The sequence below is a fragment of the Pseudomonadota bacterium genome (genome assembly GCA_038533575.1).
GTDB lineage: Bacteria > Pseudomonadota > Alphaproteobacteria > Rhodobacterales > Rhodobacteraceae > Shimia_B.
This window is the reverse complement of sequence record JBCAYL010000001.1, coordinates 373,508-390,844: the sequence shown is the minus strand read 5'-3', so window position 1 is coordinate 390,844 and position 17,337 is coordinate 373,508. Positions and strand designations below refer to the sequence as shown.

16 protein-coding genes are annotated in these 17,337 nt (G+C 65.3%); 9 read left to right on the top strand and 7 right to left on the bottom strand.

Going from position 1 to position 17,337, the window contains the following annotated elements:
• The first annotated feature begins 67 nt into the window (after positions 1-67).
• From AAFM92_02090 to AAFM92_02075, 4 genes are read left to right on the top strand one after another with little or no spacing between them, the layout of a single operon-like run.
• On the top strand, positions 68-1,309 hold the full coding sequence (locus AAFM92_02090; protein ID MEL7299150.1) for a sugar ABC transporter permease: 1,242 nt from the start codon (positions 68-70) through the stop codon (positions 1,307-1,309).
• Positions 1,306-2,514 (top strand): carbohydrate ABC transporter permease, encoded by a 1,209-nt coding sequence (locus AAFM92_02085; GenBank protein ID MEL7299149.1) that lies wholly within the window; start codon positions 1,306-1,308, stop codon positions 2,512-2,514. Before AAFM92_02090 ends, AAFM92_02085 begins: the two co-directional genes overlap by 4 nt.
• Positions 2,515-2,518: 4 nt before the next feature.
• On the top strand, positions 2,519-3,763 hold the full coding sequence (locus AAFM92_02080) for a hypothetical protein (GenBank protein MEL7299148.1): 1,245 nt from the start codon (positions 2,519-2,521) through the stop codon (positions 3,761-3,763).
• A gap of 3 nt (positions 3,764-3,766) precedes the next feature.
• Positions 3,767-4,813 (top strand): ABC transporter ATP-binding protein, encoded by a 1,047-nt coding sequence (locus tag AAFM92_02075; GenBank protein ID MEL7299147.1) that lies wholly within the window; start codon positions 3,767-3,769, stop codon positions 4,811-4,813.
• 45 nt (positions 4,814-4,858) lie between these two features.
• Here AAFM92_02075 and AAFM92_02070 read toward each other — a convergent pair whose 3' ends face one another.
• The 6 genes from AAFM92_02070 to ugpC form a co-directional block, all read right to left on the bottom strand.
• On the bottom strand, positions 4,859-5,530 hold the full coding sequence (locus AAFM92_02070) for a class II aldolase/adducin family protein (protein MEL7299146.1): 672 nt from the start codon (positions 5,528-5,530) through the stop codon (positions 4,859-4,861).
• The gene (locus tag AAFM92_02065; protein ID MEL7299145.1) at positions 5,523-6,728 is read right to left on the bottom strand and encodes a Tm-1-like ATP-binding domain-containing protein; all 1,206 of its coding nucleotides are present in this window, start codon (positions 6,726-6,728) and stop codon (positions 5,523-5,525) included. Before AAFM92_02065 ends, AAFM92_02070 begins: the two co-directional genes overlap by 8 nt.
• Complete coding sequence (locus AAFM92_02060) at positions 6,725-7,660, bottom strand: carbohydrate ABC transporter permease (protein ID MEL7299144.1); 936 nt, start codon at positions 7,658-7,660, stop codon at positions 6,725-6,727. The genes AAFM92_02065 and AAFM92_02060 overlap by 4 nt, the downstream gene beginning before the upstream one ends.
• Complete coding sequence (locus tag AAFM92_02055) at positions 7,660-8,535, bottom strand: sugar ABC transporter permease (GenBank protein ID MEL7299143.1); 876 nt, start codon at positions 8,533-8,535, stop codon at positions 7,660-7,662. Before AAFM92_02055 ends, AAFM92_02060 begins: the two co-directional genes overlap by 1 nt.
• A 181-nt stretch (positions 8,536-8,716) precedes the next feature.
• On the bottom strand, positions 8,717-10,054 hold the full coding sequence (locus AAFM92_02050) for an extracellular solute-binding protein (GenBank protein MEL7299142.1): 1,338 nt from the start codon (positions 10,052-10,054) through the stop codon (positions 8,717-8,719).
• Between the two features lie 31 nt (positions 10,055-10,085).
• Positions 10,086-11,171, bottom strand: a complete 1,086-nt coding sequence (gene ugpC, locus AAFM92_02045) for a sn-glycerol-3-phosphate ABC transporter ATP-binding protein UgpC (GenBank protein ID MEL7299141.1) — start codon at positions 11,169-11,171, stop codon at positions 10,086-10,088.
• A gap of 81 nt (positions 11,172-11,252) precedes the next feature.
• Between ugpC and AAFM92_02040 the strand changes: the two genes are divergently transcribed.
• The 5 genes from AAFM92_02040 (at position 11,253) to AAFM92_02020 (ending at position 16,094) form a co-directional block, all read left to right on the top strand.
• Positions 11,253-11,939 (top strand): GntR family transcriptional regulator, encoded by a 687-nt coding sequence (locus tag AAFM92_02040; GenBank protein MEL7299140.1) that lies wholly within the window; start codon positions 11,253-11,255, stop codon positions 11,937-11,939.
• An 81-nt stretch (positions 11,940-12,020) separates the two neighbouring features.
• On the top strand, positions 12,021-12,956 hold the full coding sequence (locus tag AAFM92_02035) for an N-acyl homoserine lactonase family protein (protein MEL7299139.1): 936 nt from the start codon (positions 12,021-12,023) through the stop codon (positions 12,954-12,956).
• Positions 12,957-12,959: 3 nt separating this feature from the next.
• Positions 12,960-13,817, top strand: a complete 858-nt coding sequence (locus AAFM92_02030; protein MEL7299138.1) for a TIGR01459 family HAD-type hydrolase — start codon at positions 12,960-12,962, stop codon at positions 13,815-13,817.
• Positions 13,814-14,782 carry a class II aldolase/adducin family protein gene (locus AAFM92_02025; protein MEL7299137.1) on the top strand — a complete coding sequence of 323 codons (969 nt, stop codon included), beginning with the start codon at positions 13,814-13,816 and terminating at the stop codon, positions 14,780-14,782. Before AAFM92_02030 ends, AAFM92_02025 begins: the two co-directional genes overlap by 4 nt.
• Positions 14,783-14,801: 19 nt before the next feature.
• Positions 14,802-16,094, top strand: a complete 1,293-nt coding sequence (locus tag AAFM92_02020; GenBank protein MEL7299136.1) for an FGGY-family carbohydrate kinase — start codon at positions 14,802-14,804, stop codon at positions 16,092-16,094.
• A gap of 55 nt (positions 16,095-16,149) precedes the next feature.
• Here AAFM92_02020 and AAFM92_02015 read toward each other — a convergent pair whose 3' ends face one another.
• The gene (locus AAFM92_02015) at positions 16,150-17,181 is read right to left on the bottom strand and encodes a hypothetical protein (GenBank protein MEL7299135.1); all 1,032 of its coding nucleotides are present in this window, start codon (positions 17,179-17,181) and stop codon (positions 16,150-16,152) included.
• Positions 17,182-17,337: the final 156 nt, after the last annotated feature.

Genomic DNA, 17,337 nt, shown 5'->3' with positions numbered 1-17,337 from the left:
CCGGAATGGCCCGGGCGCTCGATGGGCGCCCGGGTACCATCCTTCGCTGTGAAAAGGGCGGCACCCCATGAAAGCCGCAACATCACCCGCACCGCCGAAAGGGCGCACACAGCTTGCCAAGCGCGAGGCGCGCCTTGCTTATGGGCTCCTCGCGCCCACGCTGATCAGCGTTTCACTCGTCGTGATCCTTCCGCTCCTCGCGATCTTCTGGATCAGCGTGAAGCCGGTGGGCCTCTCCGATCTCAGACCAACCGCGCCGGTGGTGCGCGAGGCGCTCCGCGGGAACGGCGCGGACATGCGGATCGAATACCGGCTGCGCAACTCGAGCCAGGACGACGTCATCACCGACGTGGTGCTCACGGACACCCTGCCCGAGGGCATCGAGATCGCCGGGGACCTGCCGCCCGAATGCGCGATCGCCGAGCGCGTCATCACCTGCCGCCTCGAGACCATGGAGGGCGGCTATAACGAGCGGCTCATCATCCCGGTCTCGGCCCCCGACGCCGACGCTGCCGAGGACGCCGCCGAGGGCAGCGAGCCGGAGGTCTCCGGGACCGCCGACAACATCCTCTTCAACACGACCTTCACGACCGAGAACTTCACCGATGTCTTCGACGGGGATGAATTCTGGGGCGTGCTGGGGGTCACGCTCTTCTACACCCTCTTCGGGACCATCGGCGCGATCGTCCTCGGGCTCTTAGCGGCGCTGCTCCTCGACCGGCAGTTCAAAGGACAGGGCATCCTCCGGGGGCTCTTCCTCTTTCCCTACGTGGCACCGATCATCGCGGTCGCATTCACGTGGATCATCCTCTTCGATCCCTTCTCGGGCAGCGTGAACGCGCTCCTGATCCAGATGGGGGTCACCGAAAGCAGCATCAATTTCTTCGGCCAGCGCCCCTTCGCGCTGATCATGGTGACGGTCTTTGCCATGTGGGGCTACTTCCCGCTCTGCTTCCTCTTCATCCTCGCGCGGATGCAGTCGATCCCGGAAGACATGTACGAGGCGGCCCAGATGGATGGCGCGAGCCCGTTCCAGCAGTTCTGGTTTCTCTCGATCCCGCAATTGATGGGCATCCTGTCGGTCCTGTTCCTGCTGCGCTTCATCTGGACCTTCAACAAGTTCGACGACATCTTCCTTTTGACCGGCGGCAACGCCGGCACCCGGACGCTCACCGTGAACGTCTACGAGCAGGCCTTCGCGATTTCGAATATCGGTGCGGGCGCGGCGGTGGCCGTGGTCATCTTCGGCTGCCTCATCATCTTCAGCTTCGTCTTCTTTCGGTTCCTGAGCCGGGAGGAAGGGCTGTGAGGGCGTTCCATCACGGCCTCGTCTCTGCGCCGATCCTGGGCGCGCTCTGGATGGTCATCCTGTCGACGACGGTGGCGGTGGCGATGTCATTCACCACCGGAGAGGCTTTCCGCCCGTCGATCCTCCTGTCGCTCGTCTGGGGCGCGGTGCTCGGCCTCGGTGTGCTGCAGGGGCTTCTCCGGGGGCCGGGATCCTGGATCGGCGCCGCTGCGGTCGTGGCGGCCATCCTCGGGGGGCTCGGGCCCATGGTCGCCGAGGCCCCGTTCGTGCCCGCGCTCATGGGCGGCGCTCTTCTGGGCATCGTCTTCGCGCGCACCATGGTGAGCATCATCGGGGACATGCCCCGCGGCGCGCTCACACGGCACGAATTCGAGGCCGCGGTGCTGCGGTTCCTCACCGGCTCGGGCTACATCTTCTTTGTCGCGATCGTGCTGATCCCCTTCTACGTAATGGTCATGACGAGCTTGAAGAACCAGTCGGAACTCATTCAAAACCCTCTTGATTTCTCAATCGACCTCAGCCTCGGCTGGGAGCTCTTCCGGAGCTACCGCGAGCTGCTCACCCAGTTCAACTTTGGCAGCTACCTCTGGACCTCGTTCTATGTCTCGGTGCTGACGGTGCTGATCACGCTGCTCTTCTCGATCCCCGGCGCCTATGCCATCGCGCGGCTGCGCTTCAATGGGCAGGCGATCATGTCCCGGTCGATCCTGCTGATCTACATGGTGCCGATGATCGTGCTCGCCTTACCGATCTACATCGCCTTTTCCATGACCGGGCTGCGCAACACGATCATCGGCATCGTCCTCATCTACCCGGTCACGACGATCCCCGTGGCCCTCTACATGCTGCAGGGCTATTTCCGCGACCTGCCCCACGAGATCGAGGAAGCCGGGCTCATGGACGGGCTCAACCGCCTGCAGGTGATCTGGAAGATCACGCTGCCGCTCTCGCTCCCCGCGCTGGCCTCGGTGGCGCTCTATGTCTTTATGATCGCGTGGAACGAGTTCCTGCTGGCCTTCATGCTGCTCGACGACCCGTCCAAGTTCACGCTCACGCGCGGCATCGCGAGCCTCAATTCCTCGGAAATTCCGCGCCAGCACCTGATGGCGGGCTCGGTCATCGCCACCGTCCCGATCATGGCGATCTTCCTGGGACTCGAGCGGTTCCTCACCAAGGGCATGACCGCCGGCGGCGTGAAAGGATAAAGCCATGGATCTCGACGAACAGGCCCGCACCATACTCAGGGAAAACGACCGCGGCGGCTACACGATCCCGACGCGGGGCCTTTACCCCTACCAATGGAACTGGGACAGCGCCTTCGCTGCCTGGGGCTTTGCGACCTTCGATATCGAGCGGGCATGGACCGAGCTCGAAAAGCTTTTCTCGGCGCAATGGGAGACCGGCATGGTGCCCCATATCGTCTTCTGGAAGCCCGATCCGGGATACTTCCCCGGCCCGGATGTCTGGGGCACCCACCGGGAGCCCGCCACTTCCGGCATCAGCCAGCCGCCAGTGGCGGCGATCCTCGCGCGCAAGATCTACGAAGCCGATCCCGGCGCGGGGGAGGCGCGGCTGCGGGCCCTCTGGCCCAAGCTCTTGGCCTCCCATCGCTGGTGGCGCGCCCACCGCTGCCCGTCGGGCGTGGCCGCGGTGACGCATCCTTGGGAATCCGGCCGCGACAACTGCGCCGACTGGGATCCGGGCATGGCCAACGTCGACGGCTCGGGCGTGGGCGACTACAGACGCCGCGATACCGGCCATGTCGATGCCTCCATGCGGCCTTCGAAGGAGGATTACGACCGCTACCTCGCGATCCTGCAATTCGGGCGCGCCTGCGACTGGGACCAGGGGGAGATCGTGAAGAACGGCCCGTTCCTCATGGCCGACCCCGCCATGACCTTCATCCTCATCCGCGCGCATCGCGACCTGGCGGAGATCGCGCGCATCCTGAGCGAGGATCCCGGCGAACTCGACGCCTGGGCCGATGAGATGGTGGCGGCCCTCCCCACCATCTGGAACTCGGAGATCGAGGCCTATGACGCGCGCGACCTCCGCACCGGCGCGTTTGCCGGATGCCTCGGCTCCGGCGCATTCCTGGCCTGGCTCGCCGGCGTCGAGCGCCCCGAGATGGAGGTGCGGCTCAAGGCGGTGTGGGATGGCGTGCGCTTCGGCATCCCCTCGAACGATCCCGCGGCGGGGAACTTCAACCCGCGCCGCTACTGGCGGGGGCCGACATGGCCTGTCGTCAATTCCCTCATCGCGATGGGCTTTGCCGATATGGGCCGGCACGCGGAGGAGGAGCGCCTGCGCCAGGAGACGGTGGATCTCATCACAGCGGGGGGCTTTTTCGAGTATTTCGACCCCATGGATGCCACCCCCTGCGGCGGCGATCATTTTACATGGACGGCTGCGATCTGGCTGGCGTGGGCCAGCCCGACGGCCAAACGGAGCTAGGTCATGGGCGCGATTTCACTCGAGACGGTCGAGAAATGGTTCGGTGAGGCCCAGGTCATCAAGGGCGTGGATCTCACCATCCGCGACGGCGAATTCGTGGTGTTCGTGGGTCCCTCGGGATGCGGGAAGTCCACTCTCCTGCGCATGATCGGGGGCCTCGAGGATATCAGCCGCGGCACGCTCACCGTCGATGGCCGCAACGCGACGGCGGAGCCGCCCTCGAAGCGGGGGCTCGCCATGGTCTTCCAGTCCTACGCCCTCTACCCGCACATGACGGTCCGCGAGAACATGGGATTTCCGCTCAGGACCGCGGGCGCGCCCAAGGAAGAGATCGCCCGCAAAGTTGGCGAGGCCGCCGACGTCCTCAAGCTCAACGATTACCTCGACCGGCGCCCGAAGGATCTCTCGGGCGGGCAGCGGCAACGCGTGGCCATCGGGCGCTGCATCGTGCGGGCGCCCACGGCGTTTCTCTTCGATGAGCCGCTCTCCAATCTCGATGCCGCGCTGCGCGTGGAGATGCGCTACGAGATCGCCAAGCTGCACCAGCGGCTCGGGGCGACGATGATCTACGTGACGCATGACCAGGTCGAGGCGATGACGCTGGCGGATCGGATCGTGGTGCTCGAATTCGGCAAGATCGCGCAGGTCGGCACTCCGCGCGAGCTCTACGAGCGTCCGGCGAACCTCTTCGTGGCCCAGTTCATCGGCAGCCCCAAGATGAACATCCTTCCTTGCGAGACGGGCTCCGGCAGCTACCGCCTCGCAGGGGCGCGGGGCGGCGCGTATCCGGGGGATCGCGCCGCCGCGCAGCTGGGGATCCGGCCGGAACACATCCGCCTCGGCGCGGCGGGCGAGGGCCAATGCGATGGGACGATCGAACTCGTGGAATATCTCGGCGCGGACAGCTTCCTCGTCGTCGATTGCGGTGAACTCGGCCAGATCACAGTGCGAACGACAGGGGATACCGGGCTCTCCGCGGGAGAGACGGTGGGCCTCGTCTTCGATGAAGAGCGGCTGACCTTCTTCGACGAAAACGGACAGAGCATCTAGCGCTTGCGTCCCCTGCCGCGGCCCGGGCGAAGCCGCGAGACGATGTCAGGCAGAATTCGCCAGGGCCGAGCGCGCCTCCGCGGCGGTGCCATAACTCGGCAGGTCCGCCGTCGTCTTCCCATGGCTCGCCAGGAGCGTGTCGCGGACATAGGCGATCTGCGCGGTCTCCTCGATGATCTCGGCAAGGTATTGCGCGGCCATGAGGGTCTTGCCGACGCCGATGGTGCCGTGATTGGCGAGGACGGCGGCGCGGATGCTCGGATCCTTGAAGACCGGGCTGATCTCCACCTCGGTCTGCGGCCCGCCATTGGGCGACAGCGGGATGAGCGGCATGCGCCCGATCTTCTCGATGGTCTGGACCGTGAGGCAAGGGATCTCGATCCCCGCGCTGGCATAGCCTGTGGCCCAGGGGCTGTGGCAATGGACGATGGCGTTGATGTCGTCGCGGATGCGGTAGAGGTCGAGGTGAAAATCGAGGTCCTTCGACGGCTTGAGATCCGAAGGCTCAATGGTGCCGTCGAGATGCACGACCTGAAGGTTGTCGCGCGTGCACTCGGCAAAACCCACGCCCGAGGGCTTGATGACGATGGAGTCGCGCGAGGCCAGCCGGATCGAGAGATTGCCGCCCGCATTGGTCTGCAATCCGAGGTCGAAGCATCGCCGCGCAGAGGCGATGAGCGCGTCTTTCTTTTCGGTGAGATCGGCGGCGTCAAACATGGGTCGGGTCCTTGGCGAAGGTCTGGGGAAGGGCGGCGCAGATAGCGTCCGTCACCGCGGGCGCAAAGATGTGCTCTTTCATGACTTTGAGCGTGACCTGCGGCGAAAGCTTGGCCTTCACCGCGCTGAGGAAGGTCTCGCGAAGCTCGGCGTCTTCGATGGCCCCGCCCGGGCGATCATGGTGCGAAAAGCCACCCATGGGCACGATGAGCGTCTGCGGCGCGGAAAGCGCGCTCAGCGATTTCGCGAGCGCGGTGGCCACTTCGTACATCTCGCCATGGGTGAGCTGGGCATGGGTGAACATGCCCGAATGCTCGTAATGCGGCCGCTCGAGATAGCGCGGCGGCACAAGGCGCTTTTCCCCGAGGCCCACGAAATTGAGCGCGCCCGGCAGCGTCACGCGCGGGACATCGCCCCCCGCACTGAACCGCTTGGGCATGTCCACATGGGCGCCGTTCACCTTGATCCGGGTGAGTTCATGGGGGGTGAGATCGATAATGGTGTGAAACGCGCCCCGCTCGGCAAACCGCGCAAACGCCGCGCCGCCATAGCCGTTGGCGTGAAAGACGGTGGCCTCGTGACGGTGGGCGCGGATGCGCGCGACGAGGGGCGCCACGGCCCCGTCTGTGGCACCGAGCCCGGTCACGGCGACCGAGGGCTTGGCGACGCAGGCCGCCGCGCGGCGGCGGGTGGCGCAGAGCCCCGCCGTCATGGCCGCGGCGTTTTCGAGCACCTCGCGGAGCGTCGCGTTAAGCCCGCACATGTCGACGAGCGTGGGCACGAGGACGATGGAATTGTCAGCGATGGCCACGCGCGGGTCGAAGGGCAGCGTGGTCACGAGCAGCTTTGGAAAGGTGATGGGGAGCGCGCGCATGGCGCGCAGGATGATCTCGCCGCCCGTGCCGCCGCCGAGGCCCACGACCGCGTGGGCAGGCTCCTCCAGCGCGCGGGTCAACCCCGCGATGGCCTTTTCCACGGCGCGGTCCATCGCCTCGAGCTTTCCCGGGCCGCTGAGGACAGTGCCCTCGGTAAAAAGCGAGATGTCGAAGACCGACCACGTCACCCCGTGAAAATCGAGCCGCTCCTGGAAGTAACGCAGCTCCTCCTCCTTCGTCGCGAAAGTGGCGAGGAGGAGGACCTGGGCCTTGCTCGTCTCCGGGCGCGGCGCCTCACCGGGTATGAGGCGCGGCGGCTTCATCCCTTCACGGCACCCGCTGTCATGCCGGTGATGATCTGGCGCGAGGCGAAAAGCGTGAAGAGGATGGGCGGGATCGCGAGCAGCATGCCCGTGGCAAAGATCGTGCCCAGCCCGTCGAACTCGCTCGCGTTGTTCACGATGAGGATCGGCACGGTCATCGTGTCCCGATCCGCAAGCGCGGAGGCGAGGAGGTATTCGTTCCACGCGATGCGGAAGGTGAAGATCGAGGCCGCCGCGAGGCCCGGCTTGATGAGCGGGAGCACTACGATGAAGAAGGTCTGGAAGGGCCCTGCCCCGTCGACCCGCGCGGCCTCCTCAAGGGAGCGTGGGACCTGCACGATGAAGCTCTGCAGTATCCAGATCACGAAGGGCAGGTTCATCGCGACGTAGATCAGGATTATGCCCGAATGCGTGCCCGCGAGGCACACATCGCCGCGCCCGCCGAACGTATCGCGGATCCACATGCCGAGGCCATAATCATTGTCGAGGCAGAACGCGTTGTTCCATAGCCCGAAGACCGGGACGAGAAGCACGGCGGGCGGGATCATCCGCACGGCGAGCGTCGAGAGCGAGAGCGTGTCGCGGCCCATGAACTTGAACCGCACCAGCGCGTAGGCGGCCATGCAACCGAAGACGAGCGTGAGAACCGTGGAGACGAGCCCGATGATGAGCGAGTTGATGAACGCCCCGCCGAAGCGGATCTGGCAGAAGCGCAGGTGATCGGGCTCGTACCAGAGGATATCGCAGAGCGCGGTCTCGTAATTCTGGATGGTGGGCATGAAAAGGAGGCCGCCTGCCCCGCTGGTGATATCGACATCGAGCTTGAGGGAGTTCGTGAGGAGCAGCACCACCGGCCCCACCGACATGAAGATCAAAACGAAGATCAGCGCGTAATAGGCCGGGTTCTGGCGGTCGTAGGTGTTGTCGGCCATCAGCCCTCCTCCTCGGCGGCAAAGCGCAGGCGGCGGGCGCGCGCCTCCTGCCAGCGGGTGAAGGCGAACATGCCGAGCGTGAGCACCATGAGGAGCATGAGGAGGTAGTTCGACATGGCTGCGGCCTCCCCCAGCTCGCGGAACTCGCGGGCGGTGCGGGCGATGCGCAATGCGAGGATCTCCGTCGAGAGGCCAGGGCCACCCCCGGTAAGGACGAGGATCACCTCGAGCACCTTGAAGGCATCGATGAGGCGCAAGAGCATCGTCACGATCAGCACCGGCATCATGAGCGGCAGCTTGATGTGGATGACCTGCTGCCAGCCCGTGGCGCCGTCGATGCGCGCGGCCTCGAGCGCCGAACGCGGCAGCGATTGCAGCGCCGCGAGGGACAGGATGAAGATGAAGGGCGTCCACTGCCAAATATCGGCGATGATGACGCTCAGAAGCGGGTTCTGCCCCAGCCAATTGACCGCGGGCAGCCCCACTGCCTCGAGCGCGCGGTTGAAGGTGCCATAGGTCTGGTGAAACATGTAGCGCCAGACGAGGCCCACCACGACGGGCGCGATCATCATCGGCAGGATGAACATCGTGCGCAGCACCGACATGCCGCGGATGTTGCGATCAAGAAGAAGCGCGAGGCCGACGCCGAGCACCATCTCCACCGCCACGACCGTGAAGGCAAAGACGAGCGTCACCCAGAAGCTCGTGTGAAAGGCCGGGTCCACGAGGAGCTTGGCGTAGTTGGCGAGTCCCACGAACTCCGTCTCGGAGATGTTCTGGCTCGGGTCCCAGTCTCGGAAGCTGCCCCAGACCATAAAGAGGATCGGGTAGAAAAGCGCGATGATCATGACAAGTGCGGCGGGCGCGATGAACATGTAAGGCGTCGCGCTGCCCATCCGCTCGGCGAGCCTGTCGCGGAAGGAGGGTCTCAGGACGGGGGCGGTGGGACGAGCCATGCGTCAGCGCCTTTCGCGGAGATCATGGATGCAGAGAAAGAGGGTGACCCGCGCCCTGAGAGGAACGGCGCGGGTCCTTGGCAGGAAGGTCACACAGGGCCTACTGCCAGATGTAGTAGCCTTCCTCTTCCATGAGGGCGCGGGTGCGCTCGGCCACGCCATCCAGCGCTTCCTGGATGTCGAGATCGTCGGTGAGCACCTGGCTCATCGTCGTGCCGATATCGGCGTTGATCCGGCCCCAGGCGGGGATGATCGGGCGCCAGTCCGGATCGGCATCGGCGAGCGCTTCGCCGAAGGTGGCCGACCACGGATACCGCTCGTTGAGCTCGGCATTCGCATAGGTCGAGAAGCGCGAGGGGTTGCCGCCGGCCATCGCCGTCATGAGGTCGCCCTCCTTCGAGGTCAGCCACTGCATGAGCAGGAAGGCCGCTTCCTTGTTCTCGGCATTCGACGGGATCGCGATACCGAAGCCGCCGGTCTGGCTGGCCGCGCGAACACCCACGGGATGCGCTGCCCAGCCCACATTGCCGGCCACGGTGGAGCGGCTCTCATCCTCGAAGGTCGCAGCGAAGGCGATAGAGTCGAGGAACATGGCCGCCTGACCTTGGGCAAAGGCATTGGCCGCTTCCGCCGGACCGAAGGCCGAGGAGCCCTCGGGCCCGCAATCCACGATGGTTTTCAGCGCCTCGGCCGCTTCCACGCCCGCCGCGTTGTTGATGATCGGATTCCATGCCTCGTCGAAGACACGTCCGCCGAGCGGCGCGAGGTGGAGGAGGAACGCGTGGCTCGCCTGGTGACCGGAGGCCGCGCGCGACGCAACGCCGCCCATGCCGGGCTCGAGCTCGGGGATCTGGCAGGCCAGCGTCAGGAGCTCGTCATAGGTCTCGGGCACTTCGAGGCCGTGCTTCTCGAAGATGTCCGTGCGGTAGTAGAGAACGGACGTCTCGGAGCCGTAGGGGATGCCAAAGAGAGATCCCGTGGGACCGGGCAGATAGCCCTTCTCACCGCCGGCGACGCCGATGTTCTGGACGTAGCCGTCGATCAGGTCTTCGGGGTCGTAGTTCGGATCGGCCAGCGCCGGGTTCATGAAGTAGCGCGCGAGGTTCTCGATCTGATCGGCAAAGACGTAGTCGGCCTTCGAGAAGACCACGTAGGAAATCAGGTCATAGGCGCCTTCGTCGAGCGCCAGTTCGAGCGTCTGCCGCTCGCGCATGTCGAGATAGGGCAGCATGTCCACCTCGACCTCGATGCCCGTCTGCGCCGTGAATTCCGGCAGCACCTCCATCACCGCATTGTAATGCGGGTGCGCGGGGAAGTTCACGATGAGCGTCGTGCCCTCGTAGGCCGCGTAGGGATTGCCCGCATGACCGTCCGCGAAGACGGCCCCACCGGCAACGAGCCCCGTGAGGAGTGTCGTTGTCTTGAGTAATTTCAGCATTTCATTCCTCCCTAATGCTGCAGGTCAGGCGTCAGAGCGCCTGTTCTGATTGAGCGTCGAATAGGTGCAGCCCTTCGGCGCGCACCGCGAAACGCAAAGTCTTTCCGAGGGCGATGGGGGTCTCCGATTTCACCTCCACCGTGACGCGGGCCCCGCCGCAATCACAGATGAGGACGGATTGTGCGCCCACGTATTCAGAGACGACGACGCGCAGATCGAGGGCGCCGTCCTCGGGCGCGGCGTCGTTAAATTCGAGATCCGAGGGGCGGATGCCCAGCACGACCTTCCCTGCTGCCTGCGCAGCGGCGCGCTGCGCCAGCGCCTCGGGCAGCGCGATGGAAAAGCCGTCGCCTCGTGCCTTGAGACCGCCCTCGTCGATGAGCTCGGCATCAAGAAAGTTCATCGGCGGCGAGCCGAGGAAGCCCGCCACGAACTTGTTGGAGGGCGCCTTGAAGAGCTCCTCCGGCGTGCCCTGCTGTTGAATGTGCCCGCCATGCATGACCACGATCCGGTCCGCGAGTGTCATCGCCTCGATCTGGTCGTGGGTGACGTAGATCATGTTCTTCTGGACGCGCTGGCTCATGAGCGCGAGCTCCGCGCGCATCTGCCCGCGAAGCTTGGCGTCGAGGTTCGAGAGCGGCTCGTCGAAAAGGAATGTCCCCGCATCGCGGCAAAGCGCGCGCCCCATGGCCACGCGCTGACGCTGGCCGCCCGAGAGCTCCCCGGGCTTGCGGTCGAGGAAGGGCGACAGGCCGAGGATCTCGGCTGTCTCGCGCACCTTCTTGTCGATCTCGGCCTGCGGACGCTTCTGCAGGCGCAGCGAAAAAGACATGTTCCGCGCCACGTTCATGTGCGGGTAGAGCGCGTAATCCTGGAACACCATCGCGATGTCGCGGTCCTTGGGATCGAGCGCCTTCACCGATTTGTTGCCCATCAGAATGTCGCCGTCCGAGACACTCTCTAGGCCGGCCAGCATCCGTAGGGTCGTGGACTTGCCGCAGCCCGACGGCCCGACAAGCACGGTGAACTCGTTCTCCGCCATGTCGAGGTCGATGCCGTGCAGCACCTCGACGGAGCCGTACCGCTTGACCAAGCTTTGCAACTGTATCGCGGGCATCGATTCTCCCAATCCGTTCCCGCGAGTATTGTGTATGCAAAATACCAAGTAAATATCCAAAATTGCCAAGATGGCCTTCGGATGGTATCGATCTCCCAGAAGAACGAGGACGAAATGCCAGATACCGCAGCCAAGGGAACAAGCACCCAGCGCATAGAAGCAGCCCTTAGAGACGATATCGCCGCGGGCGCCCTCTCTCCCGGGGAGCGGCTGGATGAGGTGTCCCTGTCAGAGCGGTTCGGCGTGTCCCGGACGCCCATCCGCGAGGTCCTGACCCGGTTGACGGCGCAGGGGATCCTCGTGCCCGGCGAGAAGCGCGGCGTGCGCGTCGCGCAGTACAATCGCGAAGAACTCGCGCAAATCTTTGAAGCCATGCATGAAATCGAAGCCGCATGCGCACGCGTAGCCTCCCAAAGGCTGACTTTGTTGAGCCGCGCCGAGATCGAAGCAGCCCAGGCCGCCTGCATCGCCGCCGCCAAGGAGGGTGATCGGGAGGCCTACCTGAAGGCCAACGAGGCTTTTCACGACGCCATCTACCGCGCCACCGGCAACCCCTACCTCGCGGGGATCGCCGCGGAATTCCGCCACCGGACCGGCCCCTTCCGGGCCAAGAAGTTCGGAACCGAAGGCGATCTCGTGGCCTCCGCGGAAAGCCATCTCGACCTGATCCAGAGCATCTTCTCCGAGGATTCGAAGGCCGCCTCTGACGGCATGCGCGCCCATATGACAGCCTCTTTCCTCCAGACACTCGCCGCCAACACGCCCTGAGCCCCCGAGAAAGCGCTTGCGTTCGCATGCTGAAACGTAATTCTGTATGCAAAAGTGAGTCACGCCACGGGAGAGGACGACATGGGTGTCCAGGAGACCAAGATTTATCCAATCAATACCGGGTGGCTCGAAGCCGATCTTGGCACCTACACCTTCTGGAAGGGTCCGGCGGGCAAGAAGTTCTGGAACCCGGTCTACTGCCACTACGTCGACACCGGGGAGATGAAGATCCTCGTGGATACCGGGCTCTGCGACGAGGAGCGCGCGACGAAGTATCACCACAAATGTCAGAAGCGCGGCTGCCTGCAGGTCCACGAGCACCTTGAGCAGAAGCTCGGCGTCCACCCAGACGAGATCGACGCCATCGTCTTCACCCATCTGCACTGGGACCACGTGCAGAACATGAAGCTCTTCAAGAACGCGCGCTACATCGCGCCGAAGGCCGAGATCGAAATGGCCTACAACCCCCTGCCCCTCTATTACCGCACCTATGAGAGCGGCTATCTCGGGATCGAGCCCGCCTATGCCGGCTGCGTTTTCGAGGCCGTGGAAGACGAATGCGAGGTCCTCCCCGGCATCACGATGTTTCATACGCCCGGCCATTCCGTGGGTCACATGGCCGTCACGGTCGCCACCGCCGCGGGCGATATCGTGCTGGCGGGGGATGCCATCTTCCAGGAACGCAACCTTGAGCCCTGCGCGGCGGAGGGCTGGCGGTACTGGGTGCCCGCGCGTTTCGTGAACAGCTACGAGGGCTGGAAATCGGTGGAGGAACTCGACAAGCGCGCCGACGTGATCCTGCCCTGCCATGACGAGGCCGCCAATGCGCGCTCCGACGTCTTTCCCTACGCGGGCATGCCGCTCCGCAAGCGGCGGCAGTTCATCCCGGGCTTCCAGTTCTACTTCGGCGACATGCCTCCCGGCACAGCGCAGGAGTCCGCGCCCGCCATGGCGCCCGAGGAGGTGGAAGGCTACCTTGCCGCCCTCACCGATCCCAAGGACATGGCCGAGAGCTAGACGATGGTTCAGGCGATCGCCTCACTGGCGGACGTGGCCGCCTCCTACGACGCCATCGTGCTCGACCAGTGGGGCGTCCTCCATGACGGCACACAGCCCTATCCGGGTGCCATCGAGGCGATCAGCGCCTTGCATGGCCAAGGCACCCGCTTCGCGATCCTGTCGAATTCGGGCAAGCGCGCGGCCCCGAATGCCCTACGCATCGCGCGGATGGGCTTCTCATCGGCGCTCTTCGAGGCGGTGATGACCAGCGGAGAGGCGCTCTGGCAGGATATCTCCGCGGGCCGCGTCGCGGCGCGCGTGCTTTTCCCCATCGAGCGTGCGCATGGCGATGCAGCGCTCTGGGCCGAGGGGCTCGACATTGCGCTGACCGACGAGATCGAGCAGGCGGAGGCCGTGCTTCTCATGGGCCTGCCGGATAACGCGGCGGGCGATGCCTTTGGCGATGTCCTCGACCATGCTATCAGCCGTGGCTTGCAGGTCATCTGCACCAACCCGGACAGGGCCTCGCCCCGCGCGGGCGGCCACACAGTCACCTCGCCCGGGCAATTGGCCCAAGATCATGTGGCGCGGGGCGGCGATGTACGCTTCTACGGCAAGCCCCATCGCCCGATCTTCGAGGCCGTCGCGCGCGATCTATCTACGGCGCCCGGGCGTCTCCTGATGGTGGGTGACAGCCTCGAACACGACATCGCCGGCGCCGCGCATGCCGGTTGGGACAGCGTCTTCATCCAGTCGGGCCTCCATGCCGGTTATTTCGCGCGGGGGGGCACGGTCACGGCCCTCGCGGCCCAAGAAAGCGCGTCGCTGCCCACCTACACGCTCGCGAGCCTCGGCGCCACGGAAGGACAAGCCGCATGACCGAGCCCGCCGCGTTCACCAGTTTCCGCGCCTTTTCGGCCCGCCTGGGGCAAGACCCGCTGCGCGTCCAGGGCCCCGGCGGAAACACCTCGCTCAAGGATGGCGCGCGGATGTGGATCAAGGCCTCCGGCACCGAGCTCGCCGATGCGGAGGACTGGGATATCTTCGTCGCCGTCGATCTCGACGCGGCCCGCAAGGAAGCCCGGGAGGAGGCCGGTGACGGGTCCTGCAAGACCACCGTGCTCGACCCGGCCCAAACCCTGCGCCCCTCGATCGAGACCACATTCCACGCGGCCCTCGATTGGCCCGTTGTGGCACATACCCACTCTATCGCCACGCTCTGCCACGCCATCAGCCCACAGGGCCGCGCAGCTGCCGATACCAAGCTCGCCGGTCTGCCCTTCGCGCGGGTGCCCTATGCCAAGCCCGGCCTTCCGCTCACGCGGGAAATCCTGCGCCGCGCGGCACCCGGCACGCAGGTCTTCGTGCTGGAGAACCACGGGCTCATTTGTTGCGCGGAAAGCGTGGAGGCCTGCGCCACGCTCATGGACGAGGTGGAGGCGCGATTGGCCCTCCCTGTGCTTGCGCCCGCGCGCGCCGCGCCCGCGCAAACCCCGCCGGACGGGTTCCATTGGACCGCCGAAAGCTGGCTCGCGCAGGATGCCGGGCGCGCGGGCCGCGCGCTCGCGGGGTCCTACTACCCCGACCATGTCGTCTTCCTCGGCCCGGCCCTGCCCGAGCGCGATCACGATGGACACCCGCCAGCCCTCCTCGTCCGCGGGGCAGGCACGGCGCTGCGAGACGGCGCGACCCCCTCGCAGACGGCGATGCTGGCTTGCCTCGCGGACGTCATGGCGCGGCTCCCCGCGGAGTGGGAGCCCGCCCCGATCGGCGCGGCGGCGGAGGGCGAATTGCTCGATTGGGACGCCGAGAAGTACCGGCAGGCCTTGGCCGCGCGCTCATGAGCCGCCTCCCGGGCCGACCATGAGCCTCTCGCTCGGCATCGATCTGGGCACGTCCGGGGTCCGCACGGCTGTCCTGTCTGAGAACGGCGCGCTCCTCTCCCAGGCCAGGGGGACCTACGGCGCGGGCCAGGCCTCCCGCGAGCCCGAGGCCTGGTGGGCGGCCGCCGAAACCTGCCTCACCGATCAGATCGCCTCCTTGCGGGCAGCCGGGCATGACCCGCGCGAGATCGCGACGGTCTCGGTGGACGGCACCTCGGGCTCCATGGTGCTGGTCGATGACAGCCTCGCCCCCGTGACACCGGCCCTCATGTATTCGGATGCGGGCTTCGAGGCCGAGGCCGCCGCCATCGCGGCCCTGGCCCCCGATCCGCACATCACGCGGGGCAGCGGGTCCTCCCTCGCACGCCTGCTCCACCTGCAGAAAGATCCGAATGCCGTGCGCGCCACCCATGTGCTGCATCAGGCGGATTTCATCCTCGCGCGCCTGAGGGGACAGGGCGGCGTCTCGGACGAGAACAACGCGCTCAAACTCGGCTACGATCCGGAGACCGGGGCCTGGCCCGCGTGGTTTGCCGAGGCTGGCGTGCGCCCAAGTCTCTTGCCGAGGGTCGTGGAAGCCGGGGCGCATCTGGGGCCCGTGGATCCCGCACTCGCGCTCAGGCTCGGGCTCTCGGAGACGTTGCAGGTCCATGCCGGCACGACCGACAGCCTCGCCGCCTTCCTGGCCGCGGCTCCCCTCGAGACCGGCTGCGCCGTGACATCGCTCGGGACCACTATGGCCATCAAGATCGTCAGCGACACCCGCATCGACGCCCCGCAGATGGGGCTCTACGCGCACCGTCTTGGCGGGCGCTGGCTCGTAGGCGGGGCCTCCAACACCGGTGGCGGCGCGCTGCTCGAGGTGTTTTCCGGCGCAGAGCTCGCGGCGCTCTCGGAGCGGATCGACCCGGACGCGGCCAGCCCGTTCGACTTCTACCCGCTCTCGCGCCCCGGCGAGCGCTTCCCGGTCAACGATCCCGCGCTGCCCCCCCGCCTGACCCCGCGCCCGGAGGATGACGTGGCCTACCTGCACGGTCTCCTGGAGAGCATCGCCCGCATCGAAGCGCGCTGCTACGCGCTAATCGCCGAACTGGGGGGCCCGAGCCCGAAGAGGATCATCACCGCCGGCGGGGGCGCGCAGAACACAGCCTGGACACGGATCAGATCCCGGGTCCTCGCCAAGCCGGTGACCGCGGCCACCCATGCCGAAGCCGCCATCGGAGCCGCCCGCCTGCCCCTCTTGGCAGCGCAAGTGGGCTCCGGGGAGCCCTGATACAGCCGCTCCTTCGAGACAGCAGGTGAGCGGGCATGCGGAATGCTTCGGTTGTCTAGGCGAAGAAGAGTTCGCCCTCGCCAGCGGCTTGATCAACAACTATACCACGTCGGTCCAACTTCCTCATCACACGACCAAATTCGTTGGTGGCGACCATGTCATCATATGTCGTGGCTTTGCTGTGCCGATCCGAGTAGTCCGGCCACAGGTCCTCGGCCGCAATCGCAGTCTGTTGCGCCAGAAACGCTTTTGCGTGACCCTCGAAGAATGGCGTGATCATCGCTTCGATGTCACGGGTCAAAAGCGACGCGTCCGGCCGTGGGTCCAAATTCGTCGCCACTTTCACGATCCGCTTCTGCGCCTTCAAAAACGCCCGTCGGTTTGTGGTCTGCGCGGCGACGAGCGCGGTCAAAACGAAGGCTGAAGGCGACTGGTTGCGCCGAGGCACGGTGCGTTCTGCCTCGGTCAATGCAACGCCGACGGCATTCAAGAACTGATCAACCACTGACGCAAAGCGGGCTCCAACGAAATGCACATGCACATTCTCCCCGCCCAGCCGTTCGGACCAGTAATCGACATGCTCCGCGAAACGGAGGTTCGACACGACGTGATGCGCGAACCAGTCGGACCGCAAGAACGTCTCGAGTGATGATCGGTATTTGCCGGTCTTCACACCTTGGGCATAGTGCGACACCACCCACTCGACCCAGGGCCGAAAGACGATATGGAGCTTCACCGATTCAAACCGGTCAGTCAGTTCGCGATATTCGTTTATGCGCCTTTGATGAGACGCCCCTTCCGCAGAAAGGATGATATTGGGCGCACAAGAAGCGTCTATTGCAGCGAAGAGGTTTTCGCGCGCAGTGTCCAATGGCACCTCGCTGCTGAAATGCTGAAACGCGACATTGCCGCCTCCGCCCGACAAGCTCTTCATGTAGGGTGTTAGATTGCCAAAGCCGCGGTCGGACACGCGCACATAGTCGAAACCCTGTTCAAGCAACCGCGAGCGATTAGCTTTCAAAACAGCTTGCAGCGTGCTGGAGCCGCACTTTGGCAAACCCACGTGCAGATGCAATGTCTGGCCCAAGTTCGAATACTCCAGTCGGGCATGGCCACGATGGCAAGAAAGACGCTTTTTATTCTCTTTGCAACAGGCCCAGCTGCACGCAAATCTGCCGCGTCAACCTGATCACAGACCTCGATAACCAGTAGAAGCCTCAATGTCCGTTCGCTCGAACCCGCT